At 42.4% G+C, this 16,930-nt stretch carries 14 protein-coding genes and 1 pseudogene; 5 read left to right on the top strand and 10 right to left on the bottom strand.

The annotated features are described in order from the left end of the window. Positions 1-57: 57 nt before the first annotated feature. The 6 genes from HC246_RS00130 to hemH form a co-directional block, all read right to left on the bottom strand. Positions 58-1,812, bottom strand: a complete 1,755-nt coding sequence (locus HC246_RS00130) for an ABC transporter ATP-binding protein (protein ID WP_169361616.1) — start codon at positions 1,810-1,812, stop codon at positions 58-60. A gap of 168 nt (positions 1,813-1,980) precedes the next feature. Beyond that, complete coding sequence (locus tag HC246_RS00125) at positions 1,981-2,346, bottom strand: Rieske (2Fe-2S) protein (RefSeq protein ID WP_169361615.1); 366 nt, start codon at positions 2,344-2,346, stop codon at positions 1,981-1,983. A 162-nt stretch (positions 2,347-2,508) separates the two neighbouring features. Then, the gene (gene glyA, locus HC246_RS00120) at positions 2,509-3,807 is read right to left on the bottom strand and encodes a serine hydroxymethyltransferase (RefSeq protein ID WP_169361614.1); all 1,299 of its coding nucleotides are present in this window, start codon (positions 3,805-3,807) and stop codon (positions 2,509-2,511) included. A 301-nt stretch (positions 3,808-4,108) separates the two neighbouring features. Beyond that, a complete protein-coding gene (gene accC, locus HC246_RS00115; protein WP_169361613.1) occupies positions 4,109-5,473 on the bottom strand; it encodes an acetyl-CoA carboxylase biotin carboxylase subunit in 1,365 nt (454 codons plus the stop codon). Positions 5,474-5,838: 365 nt separating this feature from the next. Then, on the bottom strand, positions 5,839-6,105 hold the full coding sequence (locus HC246_RS00110) for a hypothetical protein (RefSeq protein ID WP_169361589.1): 267 nt from the start codon (positions 6,103-6,105) through the stop codon (positions 5,839-5,841). 844 nt (positions 6,106-6,949) lie between these two features. Beyond that, complete coding sequence (gene hemH / locus HC246_RS00105) at positions 6,950-8,101, bottom strand: ferrochelatase (protein ID WP_169361612.1); 1,152 nt, start codon at positions 8,099-8,101, stop codon at positions 6,950-6,952. A gap of 553 nt (positions 8,102-8,654) precedes the next feature. On the opposite strand from hemH, the gene HC246_RS00100 reads away from it, so the two are divergent. The 5 genes and pseudogenes from HC246_RS00100 to coaD all read left to right on the top strand — a co-directional run bounded on the left by HC246_RS00100 (position 8,655) and on the right by coaD (position 13,326). Then, on the top strand, positions 8,655-10,253 hold the full coding sequence (locus HC246_RS00100; RefSeq protein WP_169361611.1) for a phycobilisome linker polypeptide: 1,599 nt from the start codon (positions 8,655-8,657) through the stop codon (positions 10,251-10,253). Positions 10,254-10,425: 172 nt separating this feature from the next. Beyond that, positions 10,426-11,063: pseudogene (locus tag HC246_RS00095) on the top strand (Uma2 family endonuclease). 118 nt (positions 11,064-11,181) lie between these two features. Continuing rightward, a complete protein-coding gene (locus tag HC246_RS00090; protein ID WP_169361610.1) occupies positions 11,182-12,009 on the top strand; it encodes a YaaW family protein in 828 nt (275 codons plus the stop codon). A gap of 105 nt (positions 12,010-12,114) precedes the next feature. Beyond that, positions 12,115-12,735 (top strand): chorismate lyase, encoded by a 621-nt coding sequence (locus HC246_RS00085; protein ID WP_169361609.1) that lies wholly within the window; start codon positions 12,115-12,117, stop codon positions 12,733-12,735. A gap of 117 nt (positions 12,736-12,852) precedes the next feature. Continuing rightward, positions 12,853-13,326, top strand: coding sequence for a pantetheine-phosphate adenylyltransferase (gene coaD, locus HC246_RS00080; RefSeq protein WP_169364400.1), 474 nt, complete (start codon positions 12,853-12,855; stop codon positions 13,324-13,326). A 134-nt stretch (positions 13,327-13,460) separates the two neighbouring features. Here the strand turns inward: coaD and argF are convergent, their stop codons facing one another. The 4 genes from argF to HC246_RS00060 form a co-directional block, all read right to left on the bottom strand. After that, complete coding sequence (argF, locus tag HC246_RS00075) at positions 13,461-14,372, bottom strand: ornithine carbamoyltransferase (RefSeq protein ID WP_169361608.1); 912 nt, start codon at positions 14,370-14,372, stop codon at positions 13,461-13,463. A 137-nt stretch (positions 14,373-14,509) separates the two neighbouring features. Continuing rightward, complete coding sequence (locus tag HC246_RS00070) at positions 14,510-15,046, bottom strand: YqeG family HAD IIIA-type phosphatase (RefSeq protein ID WP_169361607.1); 537 nt, start codon at positions 15,044-15,046, stop codon at positions 14,510-14,512. An 87-nt stretch (positions 15,047-15,133) separates the two neighbouring features. Beyond that, positions 15,134-16,228 (bottom strand): endolytic transglycosylase MltG, encoded by a 1,095-nt coding sequence (gene mltG, locus HC246_RS00065; protein ID WP_225902882.1) that lies wholly within the window; start codon positions 16,226-16,228, stop codon positions 15,134-15,136. Next, a complete protein-coding gene (locus HC246_RS00060; protein ID WP_169361606.1) occupies positions 16,191-16,745 on the bottom strand; it encodes a DUF3727 domain-containing protein in 555 nt (184 codons plus the stop codon). The genes mltG and HC246_RS00060 overlap by 38 nt, the downstream gene beginning before the upstream one ends. Between the last annotated feature and the right edge of the window lie 185 nt (positions 16,746-16,930).

Here is a 16,930-nt window from a genome sequence, read left to right as displayed (position 1 = left end):
CGTATCACCAAAAATCTTGCTCCTTATTTTATGCATATCCTTTAGTCTAAGTCTCTATTAGCGAAGGGAAACTTCAAGTTTATGTTGATTCCAGAGTTTTTGATAGAGCGACGAATCGGCAAGTAATTCGGCGTGATTGCCTACTTGGATGATTTTGCCTGCATCCATCAAAATAATGCGATCGCAAGTTGAGGCAGCCGATAAATTATGCGTAATAAAGAGAACTGTTTTATTGCGGGGCAAATTACTTAAAATTCCCGTTGCTGTTTGATTATCAACACTAGACAGCGCATCATCTAGTACCAAAATCGGCGTATCTACTAGTAATGCTCTAGCTAAGGCAGTGCGCTGTCTTTGACCACCAGATAAGGTGATTCCACGTTCACCCACCAGCGTATCGTATTGCTTAGGGAATTTTAAAATTTCCTGCTCAATACGAGCTTGATTCGCGAAGTTTTCTACTTCATGATTGTAGGCTTGAGGTTTACCATAGCGAATGTTATCGCGCATTGTGGCACTGAATAGAAAACTATCCTGCGGCACAAAGGAAATGATCGATCGCAAGTCTTCGATCCGCATTTTGGTAATATCCACCCCATCGATAAAAACTTGATCCGATGGAACTTCCACTAAGCGCATCAAGGCACTAGCTAACGTGGATTTCCCAGAACCTACCGTTCCTAAAATTGCGACCGTTTCTCCTTGATGAATCGTAAAACTGACGTGATCAAGGGCAGGTTGACCCGCATTAGGATAGGTAAAACAGAGATCTCTTGCCTCAATTTTGCCTGTAACTTGCTCTTTGTTGAGAGCGATCGCATTCGGTGGATCGATAATCGCAGGGGGGATATCGAGAATGCCCTGAATTCGCTCAATGCTGACAATACCCCGTTGATAAGTCACCATCACAAATCCCAAAATCGCTGTTGGGAAGATCAATCGTTCTACATAAATGATCAGTGTTAGTAGATCACCAATCTTAAAAGTAGTATTGGCAGGATTAGCAAGCTTTTCGCCACCAAACCAAATCAATACCAAAAAGCTAATACTGGCGATACCACCGAGTAATGGAAATAAAATATTACGACTACGCGCCATGCGTAAATTGGCATCGAGCAAGCGATCGTTCAGCTTACCAAATGCATCCCGTTCATTCTGCTCCTGTGCATAGGTTTTGATCAGTGCCATGCCATTGAGATCTTCTTGGAGCAACGAACTGACCTGCGATAGTTCTTCCTGCACTTCTAACTGCTCATCGCGCAACTGACCACTAAAGCGCTGCACGATCGCTAACATGATCGGATACACCGAAATTGATAGCAAAGTTAATAAAGGATCAATTGCCACCATTGCTGGCAATGTCAGGCTATAGACAAATATCGAGTTGATAATGCTCAGTAGTGCGAACCCCATCAAGCGGCGAATATTCTCGACATCGCTTGTGACAATACTGATCGTTTCCCCTGCGGAATTGTTGGCAAAGTAGCTTGGGGGTAGCTTGAGTAAATGCTCGAAAATTTGCTGCTTGAGACTAAACTCGATTTTGCGACCAATTCCAAAGATCCAGACGCGGGATGCCATGCGGATGACCCACATCAATGATGACAATCCTGCGATCAGCCACACGTAATTCATCAGGTGATGAAAATCCCCAGTTTTAATCTTGCCAAGATCGTCAACTGCACCCCTGATCAGCGAAGGAATATATGTACCCAGAACATTTGCCAGTAGTAGGGCAACTGTGCCAATAGCTAAGTCACTCCAGTAAGGACGGAGATACTTTTGAAGATTTTGAAATTGCGATCGCGCCATAATATATCCATACTACTTTATTTTGGCAAAAGCCTTCCTAGCAAGCCTTTGAGACAACAATGGGCGACGCTTAGCGTCGCCCATATTCAAAATACTTGTAGTGCTAATTCAAGGTAGCATTTTTCCTGCAAGCTGTTTTCCTGCCAAAGAAGGGGAAACAGCTTGTGATTAAGCATCAATAAATAGATCTTCACCTTCTTGGGTAACAGTGAAGCTGGCGACATCGGTAGAAGATTTGCCCATCGAAACAATCTTCTTGGCAAAATCGGGCAAGGGAATACCTACAACAGAATCTACCCACTCGACGTTTTTGCCAGTACAGATCTCGAACTTAGAGCCATGAAAAGGACAAGTAATGACACCATTTTCAAATTTACCCTTGGCTAAAGGCAGTCCAAGGTGAGGACATTTGTTAGCGATCGCGCAATGTTTGTCTCCAACTTTTGCCACGATCACTGATTGACCATTAGCACTGGTTTTCAAGACCTTGTTAGCACTGATATCTTTAGTGGTAGCGATTTTGACTTTAGCCATGACTAGATACTCCTGAGTATGAAAGATTTGTAAAGTTTTTTAAAATAACGATCAAACAGATCATACAGGATTGAATGTTTTGAGTTGGAGTTACAACCTACACCTTTAGATACAAATAAAAAAAGCTAGGGGGCTTTGCCCCTAGCTTTTTTTATTTGGACTTTAAACTGCTAGGGCAGGTTCTTTAGCAGCAATCGTGGGGTAATCCAATTCAGGATAGAGAGGGAAGCGATCGCATAGTGCTTGCACTCTGGTGATGCAATCCGCTTGGACGGCATCACTTTCAGGATTGAGTAAGCGATCGGCGATGATATTAGCGATTTCGCGGAAGTCGGTTTCCTTGAGACCACGAGAGGTCATTGCAGGAGATCCGAGACGCAAACCACTAGTAACAAAAGGTGATTCAGGATCGAAGGGAACTGTATTTTTGTTAGCCGTGATATTGATACCGCTTACTAATAGGTCAGCAACCTTACCAGTCATACCAATGGAACGCAGGTCAATTAGCAGCAAGTGGTTATCAGTGCCATTAGAAACTAATTTCAAACCACGTTCTTGTAATTGGGTAGCAAGAGCTTGGGAGTTAGCAATTACTTGTCCGCAATAGGTCTTGAACTCAGGACGTAATGCTTCACCAAAGGCAACAGCTTTAGCCGCAATCACATGTTCGAGGGGACCACCTTGCGATCCAGGGAAAACTGACTTATCAAACTTTTTGCCGAGGGCAGCATCGCGAGTCATGATCAAGCCGCCACGGGGACCGCGCAGGGTTTTGTGGGTAGTAGTGGTGACGACATCGCAGTAGGGGATGGGGTTAGGGTGATGACCAGAAGCCACCAGACCTGCAATATGGGCGATATCCGCCATCAGGTATGCGCCAACTTCATCAGCGATCACTCTAAATTTCGCAAAATCAATAATCCGAGGATATGCGGAATAACCACAGATGATTAATTTGGGCTTGTGCTGCAACGCCAAATCACGAATCAAATCAAAATCTAGCTGCTCAGTTTCTTTATTTAAGCCGTAATGGACTTTGTTAAACCATAGACCTGATACATTCACGGGGGAGCCATGAGTCAAATGTCCACCATGGGACAAGTCCATACCTAAGAAGGTATCCCCTGGTTTAAGCAGGGTGAGAAATACGGCAAAGTTTGCCTGTGCGCCAGAATGGGGCTGAACGTTCGCATGGGCAGCACCGAATAATTCTTTGATGCGCTCGATCGCGATCGACTCGATTTCGTCTACAAATTCACAACCGCCGTAATAGCGTTTAGAGGGCAAACCTTCGGCATACTTATTGGTCAAAACTGATCCCTGCGCTGCCATCACCGCAAGGGAGGTAAAGTTTTCGCTGGCAATGAGTTCGATATTGTTGCGCTGTCTCTCGATTTCTTTACCGATAAAGCCTGCGATAGTAGGATCGGATGCGGCGAGGAGGGAAAACAAATTGGTCATTTTTCTGAGCTTCTGTGCTGATTGTCTGAATGATTCGGTCTAAGGCGGTGCTGGGCTAGCATTAACAAAAACACCCAATTACACCCAATTAATTTATGCTAACACGCACCGATCTCAAGCGTGAAATGTCACATATAGCTATCACCATTCTTGTTAGGACATAAAAACCAAATAGTGTAAGGCGGCGCGAAGCGCCGCCTTACACTATTTGGTTTTTGATTTGTCCTGATACAGGTGACTATAGTTTTATAAAATGCTAGGTAATGCTGATAATAAAAGCACCCTGTTGGGGTGCTTTTATTTATTTTTGTTCTTCGAGTCTGGCTTGTAGCAATGGGACATAGTTGGTGTAAACATGACCCTGTCTAAATTCTTCGTCATCTAAAACCTTTTGATGAAAAGGAATCGTCGTTGGTACACCCGTAATGGCACATTCACGCAAAGCCCGCTTCATCCGTAAAATCGCCGCAGGGCGATCGCTACCCCAGACAATCAACTTGGCAATCAGCGAATCGTAATAGGGTGGAATCACGTAATCAGTATAAACATGGGAATCCATGCGGACACCTGGCCCCCCTGGGGGCAAATAGCCACTAATCCGACCGGGGTTAGGACGGAAGTTATGATCGGGGTCTTCAGCATTGATTCGACATTCGATCGCATGACCACGGATCTCAATATCCTTTTGATGGAAGCGCAGCTTGTCGCCTTGGGCAACCCGCAATTGCTCAGCAATCAAGTCAATACCTGTGATCATTTCCGTCACTGGATGCTCTACTTGAATCCGAGTATTCATCTCCATGAAATAAAACTTGCCGTATTTATCCAGCAAAAACTCGACCGTACCCACACCCACATAATTAATTGCTTTGGCAGCCTTAACCGCTGCATCGCCCATTTTTTCGCGTAACTTGGGATTGACCGCACTACTAGGCGCTTCTTCTAATAACTTTTGGTGGCGACGCTGGATCGAGCAATCTCTTTCACCTAAATGCACGACGTTGCCATGCATATCTGCCAAGATTTGGATCTCAATATGGCGAGGATCTTCGATCACTTTTTCGATATATACACCGCCATTACCAAAGGCAGCCTCTGCTTCACCTTGAGCAGCTCGTAGCAAACGAAGTAAATCATCAGGATTATTAACCAGACGCATACCACGACCGCCACCACCTGCCGTAGCCTTGATCATCACAGGAAAGCCGATATCATGAGCAATTTTTACTGCTTGCTCTTCTGACTCAATTAAACCTTCACTCCCCGGAATAGTTGGCACACCAGCCTTTTGCATCGTCTTTTTGGCGGTAGACTTATCGCCCATTGAGCGAATTGAGTTGGGGCTGGGACCAACAAACAATAAGTTGTGATCGGCGCAGATTTCTGCAAATCGGGCATTTTCTGACAGGAATCCATAGCCGGGGTGAATGGCTGTAGCATTGTGTGTCAGAGCTGCCGAAATGATATTCGGGATATTGAGATAGCTTTTGCTGCTGGGAGAATCGCCAATGCAGACCGCTTCGTGGGCTAGCTGTACATGCAACGAATTGCGATCGACATCGGAATAAACAGCAACGGTGGGAATTCCTAGTTCTTCGCAAGTCCGAATAATTCGGAGGGCAATTTCACCTCGATTGGCAATCAGTAGTTTGGCGATTGGAGCCATGTTTCGGTTTCTTAATGAACAGTTGTTAATTGGTGCTTAGTAATTGGTGCTTGTTAAAATCGGTTGCTCTGATTTGGTGCACTTCAAATCCCGATTATGCTTTGAGTTATTGATTTACGCTGTTATTTAGTAGTCGATGACTCAAGGCTTTTGAATTTTAACTTTTTTTGGACTGCTTATTTCAGGAGAATGTCCAACGAAGTTGTGACGGGTCTGTGAATATATACAAAATCACCCATAGGGCTAATCAAAGCTAATCAAAATTTTGACTCTCTCAGATTTGATGAAGTGGTGCATCGCTTCTAAGAGAGTCATTGTTTATAGTAAGTAATTGCATCTAAATCGAAACTTCCCCATGTTGTAACTTAAATGTGAAAAGCAGCAACATCTCTAGTTCGAGAGTCGTTAGTTTGTCTTTGGGGTAGAGGTGTGAGGCGTGTAGCAATTGGCTTAAGTGCCTGTGGACGTGATGGCAACCCCGGGGCATAGGACTCAAGTACGTGACCACTACGAGTGCACATGACTAATAAATAGTCACAGTCATCACATTGGGTTTTTACTTGAGCAAGATAAGGGAGATGGTGACGCTCAGCGATCGAACCACAATTGGGGCAACGAATAGATTCAATCATTTTGAGTAGCTCCTTGAAATTAATATTGGGTTAAATATCTTGTTTATAAAAAACCTATTAGGTGTAACTTTTAGGTTTTGGAAGTGAGCCTAGCAGCCGTACATCATCTTGTTACCTTATTTAGCGATTGTCAGGGACTCACTACTATAACAAGTTGATTTTTAGAGAAACTAGAAAGTTAATGGGGTGGTTTTAAGATTTTTACAAAGAATAACTTTCTAAAAGTTTGGTTTATTGGGAAATTTATTTTTAGATAAATATGTAATCGAATAAATTTTTAAAATTGGAATAAACCATGTGACGATTATAAGCATAAAAAACGGGGATCATTACTAGATGAGCGATCCCCGTTTCTGGAAAGACAATAATTAAACACTGGATCTTGCCTAGCAGCAAGGGATCAATCGATGTTTAAAAAATAGTTAAGTATCAATACCCCCTATAAAGTGCTTATAAATCTTTACAGATCTGCTATCTCTATACCAATATAAATATTCTTAAAGGTATATTGATATTCTTAAATATTTCTTCACAATTAGCTGGCAAGCAATATATCTATTTAGAATTATTTGCAGATTGGGACATGGTTATAGGTGACTATAAAGTAAAGTTTTATATCACAAATACAAATATTAAAGTCGTTTATTAATCTATTTACTGAAATTTACATTGTGCTAAATGGCAATAATTTGCACATTCTAAGAAGGTAGTCAGTGATTTGTGCACTGACTACCTTTAATTTGGGGTAGTCCTAAAAAGGAAAGGATTTATTTTGGTAAGGATGGACGGCACGAAGCGCGCCCATCCTTACCTATTTAGCACTACTTAATTTTGTAAATATTATTTATTGCAAAATTTGTCCACGCCCTAGCCATAGCTCTAGGAGGAGAATGAGGAAACCAATCATAGCTAAACGTCCATTCCACACTTCCGCAGAGGGGGTCATGCCCCACTCCCAGCGCTCTTGAGGATAGAGCTTGGTATTTTTTTGCGGTTGAATGGTTGCGGAGAATGGGATTGGTCGATCGCTTAAAGCTTTAATCACCACATCGGCTAAGGCTTGGATAAATGTGGGGTCAGTATCAGGTGCAGGTACACGCGCAAAGGTTTCAATGCCTGCATGTTCCGCAATTTCGCGATATTCCATATCGATTTCTTCGAGGGTTTCGATATGCTCTGAGACAAAGCTGATTGGTACTACTACTAGTTCTTTAACTCCCTCTGCAGCTAATTCTTCGATCGCAACATCGGTGTAGGGTTGCAGCCATTCAACGGGACCCACACGACTTTGATAAGCCAACTTATAAGGATTTGGTCGATTTAGCTTTTGCATAATTAACGCTGCACAAGCCTCTATTTCCTTTTGGTAAGGATCGCCTGCTTCTTCGATGTAACTAACTGGTACACCGTGGGCGCTAAAAAAGACATGGGCTGTACTAGGATCTTTGACCTGATCTAGTTTGTTGGCGATCAAGTTTGCCATTGCCTGCAAATAGCCAGAATTTTCGTACCAAGATGGGACAACGGTATATTTTATTTTTTGCAATTCGGGATCGGTTTGCCAGATGCGATCAAGTAAACGGAAACTCGAACCTGTAGTACTGATCGAAAACTGTGGGTATAGCGGTAAGATGACTAGCTCTTCAATTTTGTCGCGCTTAATTTGGGCGATCGCCTCCTCAGTAAAAGGATGCCAATAGCGCATTCCCACGTAAACTTGGACATCATGCCCATTTTGCACAAGTTGCGATCGTAGAGCTTGAGCTTGTTCCTCAGTAATGCGACGCAGGGGAGAGCCACCACCAATTTTTTTATAGTTTTGCTGAGACTGCTTGGCGCGTAGGGTGGAAATGAGCCAAGCTAATGGTGCTTGCAACAATGGCGATGGCAAGCGAATAATTTCTGGGTCAGAAAATAAGTTATACAAAAATGGACGGACATCTTCCAATTTGTCTGGCCCGCCGAGGTTCAGCAGTAAAACTCCTAATCGCCCCATATCAATCGCTATATCCTTTTATACAATTTATATACTATGAGTTGTTTCTATGTGGCATTGATAAAAAGCGCTAAGAATCTTTGATCAATACTCTAAATTTTGGCTAAATATTGGTCAGTAGTGCTAAATAGCATACTGAATCTAGTTAGCACTTAAAACAATACATTTATTTGGCAGACCGCAAAACTAAATTATTGCTATTAATTTGCATTATGCCAATTAGTCTAACTGGTTGCAGCCCTTAATATGCTAACTCAAGTTTTTTCCGCTTCGGGCTTTATCGAGCTTTTACCAAATTCTGCGATTCCTTTTAAGACACCCACAGATGAATAGCGCCACTAAGTAGCTGGGCATAATCAAAACCCAGAATCCAAAACTATTGCGCGTGCGCCATAGTTTTTTGGGTTTTATATTTAATCAGCACAACGTGCTGTAACAATTCCAACAGAACTTTGTTTGCAGAGACATTTTTACGGAATACTTATATGGATTAGTTTAGATAAAGTATATTGATGCGTGATCGTAGAATTGCGATCGCTAGGATGAGTTTGATATGAAAAGTTTAGATATTGATTCTGTAAACACAGGCTCAGATGATTACAGAAGTCAGCCAGTCAAGATTGAATTTACGGGTGGTATTCAGAAAGGGAGAACGCAGGGGACGATTCAGACAGTTACTGTTGCCTATAGTTCTCTTTCCAAGAAATTGCAATCAATTCATCGGCTAGGCGGCAAAATCATCAATGTATCTATTCCTCGCTTTCAGGCTGAAAATGTTGATACGGAGCATATAGCCTCTGACATTTCTGAAAATATTCCTGTGATCGCCCAAGCCCTCGAACACATTGTTAATGTTGCCAAAGGAATTCACGATCAGGATATTCCTGCAATCAGTCAACATGTTATTGAGCAAGTCGAGCTTATTGATCAGAATGAGCAGTATTACAGTATTGACATAGGCTGTTTGGAGAGTAATTTAGATGTTACTCAGGATGCTAGTGCGATCGACCTAGAGCCTGTGGAGGTGATTTCTAAATTGGGAACTACAACTGAAATTGTTTCTAGCGAAATTGCGGATAGTGAAACTGAAAATACTGCTGAAGTTGCTTCTAGTGAAGTTTTAGAAAGTATTGTTGAGTCTGAAACTATTTCTGAAGTAGTCTCTGAAATTGCTCCTGAAGAAATTTCAAATAATCTTGCTGAACCTGAAACTACTTCTGAAAAAATTGTAGAAGCAACAGTAGAGACTGCAACTATACCTGAAATTGTTTCTACAAAGATTGAGACTAATGAGCCTAAATCTGAACATATTGAAAATACTTCGGTAGTTACAGAGCCGAAAACAGTTAGTCCGCAAAAATCTAAACCGATCGCGTTAACAGCAAAACCTAAAAAATCCAGAGCTTCGGCAAAAAATCATGGGTTCAATAAACGTGAGCCTAAACATACAACGCATGAACCGATTGTTGTAGATGTAATTGATTCTTCTCATCACAATGTTGCTCTAGCTTTAGAGAAAGAACCTGAGCATTTAATACAACAGGTTGTTGAAATTAATCCTAATGTATCTGTGGAACCTGTAGAGCAAGCTAGTGTCTCTATTGCTGATCAAGAGGTTTCTGAGCAGGATCTAATCCCCAAATTGGTAATAGAAACTGCTCCTATATTGGCGGAATCAGTAATTTCTAATATGGTTGCTGATGTGTTTACAGAGACAGTCACGGAATCTGATTTAGAAAATTCTGAACCAGTTATAGAGACTCAAGAAATTGCTGTCGAAGTAGTTGCGGAAACATTTATTCCTGAGGCTTTAGCGCCTAATCTAGAGACTGCTGAAACAGTTGTTGCAGTTGCAGATGAAGCTTTAGCGATTAAAGTTGATGCTGTCGTTAATGAGCAATTGCAACATGAAGAACCTATCCCAGAACTCAAAGAATCTAATCTTGAACCAAGCCAGACGGGTATTACCGAAACAGTAGAACCACTGGTCGAAGATATCCATGCGATCGCTACGGAAAATATCTCTACATCTATTCCTCAAGTTGAAGCAGCTACACCATTAGCGAAACCTAAAAAATCGAAAACTGCTAGTAAGGGTTTCAATAAACCAAAATCTCCAAACAGTTCAACTTCGCGATCGCCCCGTAATTAACGCAAGCTCGGGATAATTTAAAACGTGCGGAAGCATTTGCGTAGCAAACACTTCCTCTAAGATGGAAATAAAAAGCCTTGCGTAGCAAGGCTTTTTATTTCGGAAAATTTGCACGCTTAACTCGAACTGACGTTAACTATAATATTTTCATAGTTAGCAGAGGCTAATAGCTATGACCCAAACTCTCCCCCCCAGATCTGTTATTCCAGCTACGACCTTTGAAGAGTTTATTCAATGGTTGCCTGAAAATACTGGATCACGTTACGAGTTACACAATGGAAGTATTTTTGAAATGCCTCAACCAGTAGGAGCACATGAAGAATCTAAAGGCTTTTTAGTCATAAAGCTTAGTGGACTGATTGATAGACTTGATCTTCCGTATTTAATTCCTAGTCAAACACTTATAAGACCAGATGGCAAAGATTCTGGTTATTTGCCAGATGTGTTGGTGTTGAACCGCGAAAACCTAATTAACGAACAATGTTGGAAAAAGGAATCTATTGTTAGTGATGGTGCATCTATACCGCTAGTAATTGAAATCGTGTCTACAAATTGGCGCGATGATTACTATTTAAAATTTGCTGACTATGAAGAAATGGGGATTGCTGAATATTGGATCGTTGACTATGCAGCATTAGGCGGACGTAAATTTCTTGGTAATCCTAAGCTACCAGCAATCTCAGTTTGCAATCTTGTGGATGGAGAATATCAAGTTAGTAAGTTTGTGATGATCAACGAATTATTTCCCAATCTTTTCCTGAATTAAATCTTACAGCAAATCAGATTTTTCAGGCTGGAAATGTAATCTAAGGATTAGCAACTTTAATAACTTTGTCATTTGAGTAATTAGTACTAGAATCTTCTAAGCTAAGGAAAGCTTGAGATACTGTTCGTTAACAAATCAATAGATAGGGCAATGGATGGGACAATGGACGAATTAAGCAATGTTCTAGCATTGGCAACCGATGAGGAGCTATATCAAATTGCGGATATACTGTTTCGGCGCAAGTTCAACCCTATTGATTATGTGGCTACACCTCCTGTCAAAGAATTACAAAGTTGGGATCGAGATGAACTAATTGACGCGATCTCTAAGCGTTTTCGATTTTTGGCTGCCGATGGCTTGACGGTACTCCGCCGCAAAACTAGTAATGTCAGTTACCGTGAAGTCCTAGAGCGTGTCTGTCAGCACCTCAATATTAAATATTCTAAAAATCAAAGTGTTGAAGATATCGAATCAGAGCTGTTTCTGAATTTGATTAGCAATTCTTGGAAAAAGCTCTCACCGCAAGAGCGCTCTAACATTGATGAATCCTTGCAAGCAGCTCTTACGGAGTCAGATTTAAAAAAATCCTTACCCCTTGATGCTCAGCGTAACCCGATGAGTCTGTTGCTCAAGGGTGGTAGCGCGATCGCTGTGAGTACCGTCATTCGTTCGGCGGTATTAAATGCGATCGCCCGACAAATGGCATGGCACTTTGCCTCTTACCAAGTAGGCTATGAAGTTTTGAAGGCGGGAGGAACAGCGATCGCGACAAGGTTAAATGCCTATGTCTCTACTTATTTAGCAAAACGCGGGATGGCAGTTGCGGCAACTCAATATACTGCGGCTAGAACTGTTTTTTCAGTAATTACGCCTGCGCTTTGGGGGTTATTTTTTGCGGATCTGGGTTGGCGGGCGATCGCCACTAACTACGGACGGATTATTCCCGCTATTTTCATCATTGCCCAAATCAGATTATTGAGAATGTCTTAGTATTTATCGCTGAGATGCAAATAAAAAAGAAACTTGCATAGCGAGTTTCTTTTTTATTTGAACTACAATAGAGGATATGTTACGGATTGTTAAGAGAAATCCTGTATGACCCTCACCTCAGCTCAAAGCATCCAAAGTATTACTGCTCGACCTTGGAATCGGATTGAAGAACCCATGTGGCAAGGCAGCGAAGATGATATTCGTAAAGGCTTGCCCTTCAATTTGCTGTCTCCGACTTGGCAAATGTTTTTAATGGGCGATGGTGCACCGACGCGACATTTACAGCTATTGACTCAATCAGATATTTCGGTTGAGGTACTAGCAATGACTAATATTGGTGATGATGACGACAATGCCCCTTCGGATATTTCCTTGATTGCCGCACCAAGAATTCGTCGCCAAATCTTTTTGCGATCGCAAAAGACAGGAGAGATTTTTTCCCATGCGACTTCATGGTGGTCAGAGGCAGCGATGCAAAAATATTTGAAAGATCCATCTTTGCCAATCTGGGTCAGCCTCAATCAAAAGTACACAGAGCTTTATCGCGATCTCAAAGGTATTTACAAGGGTGCTTGTCCTCAATTAGCACAGGCTTTTGGCTATCCAGAGGTCAAGGAGTACTGGGCAAGACATTATTTGCTCTGGCATGGCGGTGAGCCAATCACCATGCTCTATGAAATTTATTCACCAGCGATCGGCAAATATCTCGGCTCAAGCAGTCTCTAAAAAAACGAGTAGCGGCGCAAAGCGCCGCTACTCGTTACGAAAAGAAACACACTTTGTGTGTTTCTTTTTTTACGCGCAAGCGCTATATAATCGCGTTGTAGCGAGTCGGTGACTGCATTGATTGCCATTTATCCAGGTAGTTTCGATCCAATTACCTTTGGGCATCTCGATATTATTAAACGCGGCAGTCATCTTTTTGATCGCGTGATTGTTGCTGTATTACGCAATCCCAATAAAACGCCTCTCTTTACAATGGAGGAGCGAATGACACAGATCCGTGAGGCAACGCGACATTTAGATAATGTTGATGTGGATACGTTTACGGGATTGACTGTCACCTATGCCCATCTCATGAAAGCACAAGTTCTGATTCGGGGCTTACGTGCAGTTTCCGATTTTGAAATGGAATTGCAGATGGCGCATACCAATAAGACCTTAGCTAATGATATTGAAACTGTATTTCTCTCTACTTCCAATGAATATAGTTTCTTGAGTAGTAGTGTAGTTCGGGAGATTGCCAGATTTGGTGGCGAGATCGATCATCTGGTTACTCCCGAAGTAGCGATCGCCCTAAGACAAAAATTTCTCTAATACCAAATCAAAAAAGTGTAGTTACACTTTTTTGATTTGGACAACAAACCCAGTATGGATTTTGAAATAAAGAAATGGCGTAGCCATTTCTTTATTTGGTATAAAACAAAAGCCTCGCATCGCGAGGCTTTTAACTATAAAACGCTAGCTAGCAAAGCTTTTTGGGCATGGAGACGATTTTCCGCTTCATCCCAAATGCGTGACTGATCACCTTCCATCACTTCATCGGTAATCTCTTCGCCGCGATGGGCTGGCAAACAATGCAAAGCGATCGCATCGCGATCGGCTAAAGCCATGAGTTCGGAATTCAGTTGATAGGGTTGGAAAATGGGAATGCGATCTTCTGCTTCTGATTCCTGCCCCATGCTTGCCCACACATCGGTATACAAGACATGAGCCGCTTGGGAAGCGAGTTTAGGATCATCGGTGACAATGACTTCGGAATTAGTCGCTAAAGCCTTTGCCTGCGAGACAACTGCGGGATCTGGCGTAAAGTTTTTCGGGGAAGCAATCCGCACATTCATGCCAACTAGCGCACAACCAATCATCAGGGAATGCGCCATATTATTACCATCACCGAGATAGGTCAGGGTCAGCCCTTTGAGTGTGCCGAAATTTTCTAATACGGTGAGCAAATCAGCTAATACTTGGCAAGGATGCTCTAAATCACTCAAGGCATTAATAATGGGAATCTTAGAAAATTTGGCAAAGGTCTCTAGCTCCGCTTGCTCAAAGGTGCGAATGGCGAGAACATCCAAGTAGCGATCAAGAACTCTGGCAGTATCTTGTATTGGTTCACCACGGCTGACTTGGGTCACACTTGGATCAAGATCGATGACATGTCCCCCCAATTGATGCATGGCAACGGTGAAGCTCACACGAGTTCGGGTTGAGGCTTTGCGAAACAGCAAGCCAAGGGTTTTGCGCTGAAAGTCAAACTTTACTTCTCCTGCCTTGAGTTGTTGAGCAAGGGTGAGTAATTCTTGAATCTCGTTGGGTTGTAAGTCTGCCAGACTAAGAAGATCGCGTCCCTGAAGGTTTCCCATTGTTGTTATTAAATTAAATAAGCTGGTGATGAATTGATCTTGAGATTATAAGTTACCGAGCAATTAGACAAATAACTGTTCTACCAACACAAAATTTTAAGGCAGTGCTTTGCGCTGCCTTAAAATTTTGTTGACTTCTAAATCTTGACCCCAGATTTGCGAGCGATCCAAATTTCCCAATTGCGGAGAAAGCTCGATCTCGCTTTGAAAATAGTTGCAATATTGGGTTTAAATACTAGCTCCTCACAAGGGGGCTGTACCAAAATTGTAAATAAGCCAAGACGATTGCCCACAATCGTATCGGTAAATAGGCGATCGCCTACCATCGCAACTTGATCAGGTGGTAATTGCATCGCTTCGAGAACTTGACGCACAACGCGGCGGGATGGCTTCCCTGCGCGACTACGGTAGGGAAGATTGAGGCTTTCGGCAACCTTTTGAATGCGGCGATCGCTAAAGTTATTACTTGCTAACCAAATGGGATATTGCTGACGCATTAGTTCTATCCATTGACGAATCTCATCTGAAACATCGGATTCATCATCACCGATGAGGGTATTGTCAACGTCCAAAATGAGACCACTTAACCCATGTTTTTGCATTAACTGTGGAGTAATCGTGTAAATCGGTGCTGACAAAACTAAGTCAGGAGCAATCAGTCGCCAAGGTTTCACAAGGATTTTAGTATTTTAATTAAATAATTAAGAATATCTTAACTCAGAATCTCCACAAAATTAAAAAGCGGGGCAATGCCCCGTTTTTTAGTTATTTTTAGGAGTTTTTTGCTGAATTTTTTTATCGATCGCCTGTAATGCTTTTTCGTGATCTTCTAAATTACGACTAAAGACATGACTGCCATCATATTTAGCCACAAAGAACAGATAGTCAGTACTAGCAGGATCAAGCGTTGCTTTCAGGCTAGCTAATCCCACCGAGGCAATCGCCCCCGGTGGTAAACCTTCATTGAGATAGGTGTTGTAAGGAGATGATGTCCGCACCTGATCTAGCGTCAGTGGATTTTCGGGAGTCTGCTTAATATTTAAGCCATACTCCACGGTGGGATCTGACTCTAGGCGCATATTCTTTTTCAGGCGATTCCAGAAAACCCCCGATATAATGCGACGCTCTGAATCAATCACCGCTTCTTTTTCGACAATACTCGCCAGCGTTACCCAATCTTTGAGACTAACTTTAACCTTTGGTTTACCAGATTGATTGTCTTTGTAAACAGGTAAAGCTACTTGCTCAAAGCGATCTAGCATCAGATCAATAATTCGATCTGGAGTTGCTTCCGATGGCAGAATTTGATAGGTATCAGGAAATAGAAATCCTTCTAAACTGGGGATATCCTCAGGTAGCCAAGGACGACGCTTGGGGCTAGTGCGTTGAGCTGCTGCCACAAAGTCCTTTGCTGCAAAAAAACCTTGCTTCTCAAATAGATCTGCCATCTGAGCGATCGACCAACCCTCAGGAATTGTAAAGCGAACTTCTGTCAATTTCGCTGTTTGGATCTGGGCAACAACTTCTGGCAAAGATTGGTTAGTGGAGAAGTCATAGGTTCCTGATCGCAAGGAGACTGCTTCACTACCTCGCAAAGATTGCCATTGTAGCCATAGGCGCAACGCTAAGCTAGAGCGAATTACGCCTGCGGCTTCTAGCTCTTGGGCGATCATTTGAGTTGGCATCCCGTCAGGTATAGTAAGTCTGACTTTTGCTCCAAAGGTGCTAGGAGCAGCACTTGCCCAAATCCACCAAGAGCTACTGACTAGGCCAGTAAATAAAATCGTTAGTGGGAAAGCAACACCATAAAACAGCCAATTAGAACTCTTCTTCGGCATCTTCTGTGCTGAGGACATGGTCTAGATATTGCTCCACATAAGGCTCAAGGGCTGCCATTTCCGCAGGGGTAAGAACTTCAGGTTGACCATCATCTCCCACCTTGGCAATAAACATTAGAGGGTCAAGGGCAGTAAATACAGAAAAAGCCTGCTCTTCATAGTAGAAGTGGGCTAGCTCTTGGAACTCGCCACAATTACCATCTTCTTCAGTATCAATTTCGATGATATCTTCTTCAGTTGGCTCAGGTAATTCACCTGAAACTGTTAATGTGTAAGCTGAGCGCCGTAACGTAAGGTTTTGTTCCGATAAAACAGCTTGAGCAGTTGAGAAAATTAAATCGATTTCTTCTTCGGTGACATCGACTAATTCAGTTTCTTCTTCGTCATCTGTTTCTTGCCATGCAAAGATTTGCACAGAAAAGTCAACTGGTTGCAGCAACAAGTATTCGGTGCTGTCCACTTTAAACTTGGTTTCGACAGTGCAAGGCAAGCTCTTACCTGTTTCATCCGTGAGTACAATCGTCGATCCTTCCATAGATTGCTTTTTTGTATCCTATAGCACTACTAGCTCAGAGAAACCCTCTTATATAAGGCTTTTGGCGCTCTTAAGCATTATGACAGCAAAGGGGACAAAAAATTAGAGACGCTAACAAGCTCTATAGGAATGCTTGATCAAAAAATGATGTCAGTGCTTCGCACTGACATCATTTTTTGTGGAAA

The sequence above is a fragment of the Pseudanabaena yagii GIHE-NHR1 genome (assembly GCF_012863495.1).
Taxonomy (GTDB): domain Bacteria; phylum Cyanobacteriota; class Cyanobacteriia; order Pseudanabaenales; family Pseudanabaenaceae; genus Pseudanabaena; species Pseudanabaena yagii.
Note: the sequence above shows the minus strand (reverse complement) of the source record. Positions and strands in the feature narration are given on the sequence as shown.

What these genes read in the sequence shown, in the direction of transcription:
- HC246_RS00060 (WP_169361606.1), bottom strand. Translation starts at nt 16,745, where the DNA reads ATGGAAGGATCGACGATTGTACTCACGGATGAAACAGGTAAGAGCTTG.
- HC246_RS00110 (WP_169361589.1), bottom strand. Translation starts at nt 6,105, where the DNA reads ATGATTGAATCTATTCGTTGCCCCAATTGTGGTTCGATCGCTGAGCGT.
- HC246_RS00130 (WP_169361616.1), bottom strand. Translation starts at nt 1,812, where the DNA reads ATGGCGCGATCGCAATTTCAAAATCTTCAAAAGTATCTCCGTCCTTAC.
- argF (WP_169361608.1), bottom strand. Translation starts at nt 14,372, where the DNA reads ATGGGAAACCTTCAGGGACGCGATCTTCTTAGTCTGGCAGACTTACAA.
- glyA (WP_169361614.1), bottom strand. Translation starts at nt 3,807, where the DNA reads ATGACCAATTTGTTTTCCCTCCTCGCCGCATCCGATCCTACTATCGCA.
- accC (WP_169361613.1), bottom strand. Translation starts at nt 5,473, where the DNA reads ATGGCTCCAATCGCCAAACTACTGATTGCCAATCGAGGTGAAATTGCC.
- hemH (WP_169361612.1), bottom strand. Translation starts at nt 8,101, where the DNA reads ATGGGGCGATTAGGAGTTTTACTGCTGAACCTCGGCGGGCCAGACAAA.
- mltG (WP_225902882.1), bottom strand. Translation starts at nt 16,228, where the DNA reads ATGTCCTCAGCACAGAAGATGCCGAAGAAGAGTTCTAATTGGCTGTTT.
- HC246_RS00090 (WP_169361610.1), top strand. Translation starts at nt 11,182, where the DNA reads ATGGACGAATTAAGCAATGTTCTAGCATTGGCAACCGATGAGGAGCTA.
- HC246_RS00125 (WP_169361615.1), bottom strand. Translation starts at nt 2,346, where the DNA reads ATGGCTAAAGTCAAAATCGCTACCACTAAAGATATCAGTGCTAACAAG.
- HC246_RS00085 (WP_169361609.1), top strand. Translation starts at nt 12,115, where the DNA reads ATGACCCTCACCTCAGCTCAAAGCATCCAAAGTATTACTGCTCGACCT.
- HC246_RS00100 (WP_169361611.1), top strand. Translation starts at nt 8,655, where the DNA reads ATGAAAAGTTTAGATATTGATTCTGTAAACACAGGCTCAGATGATTAC.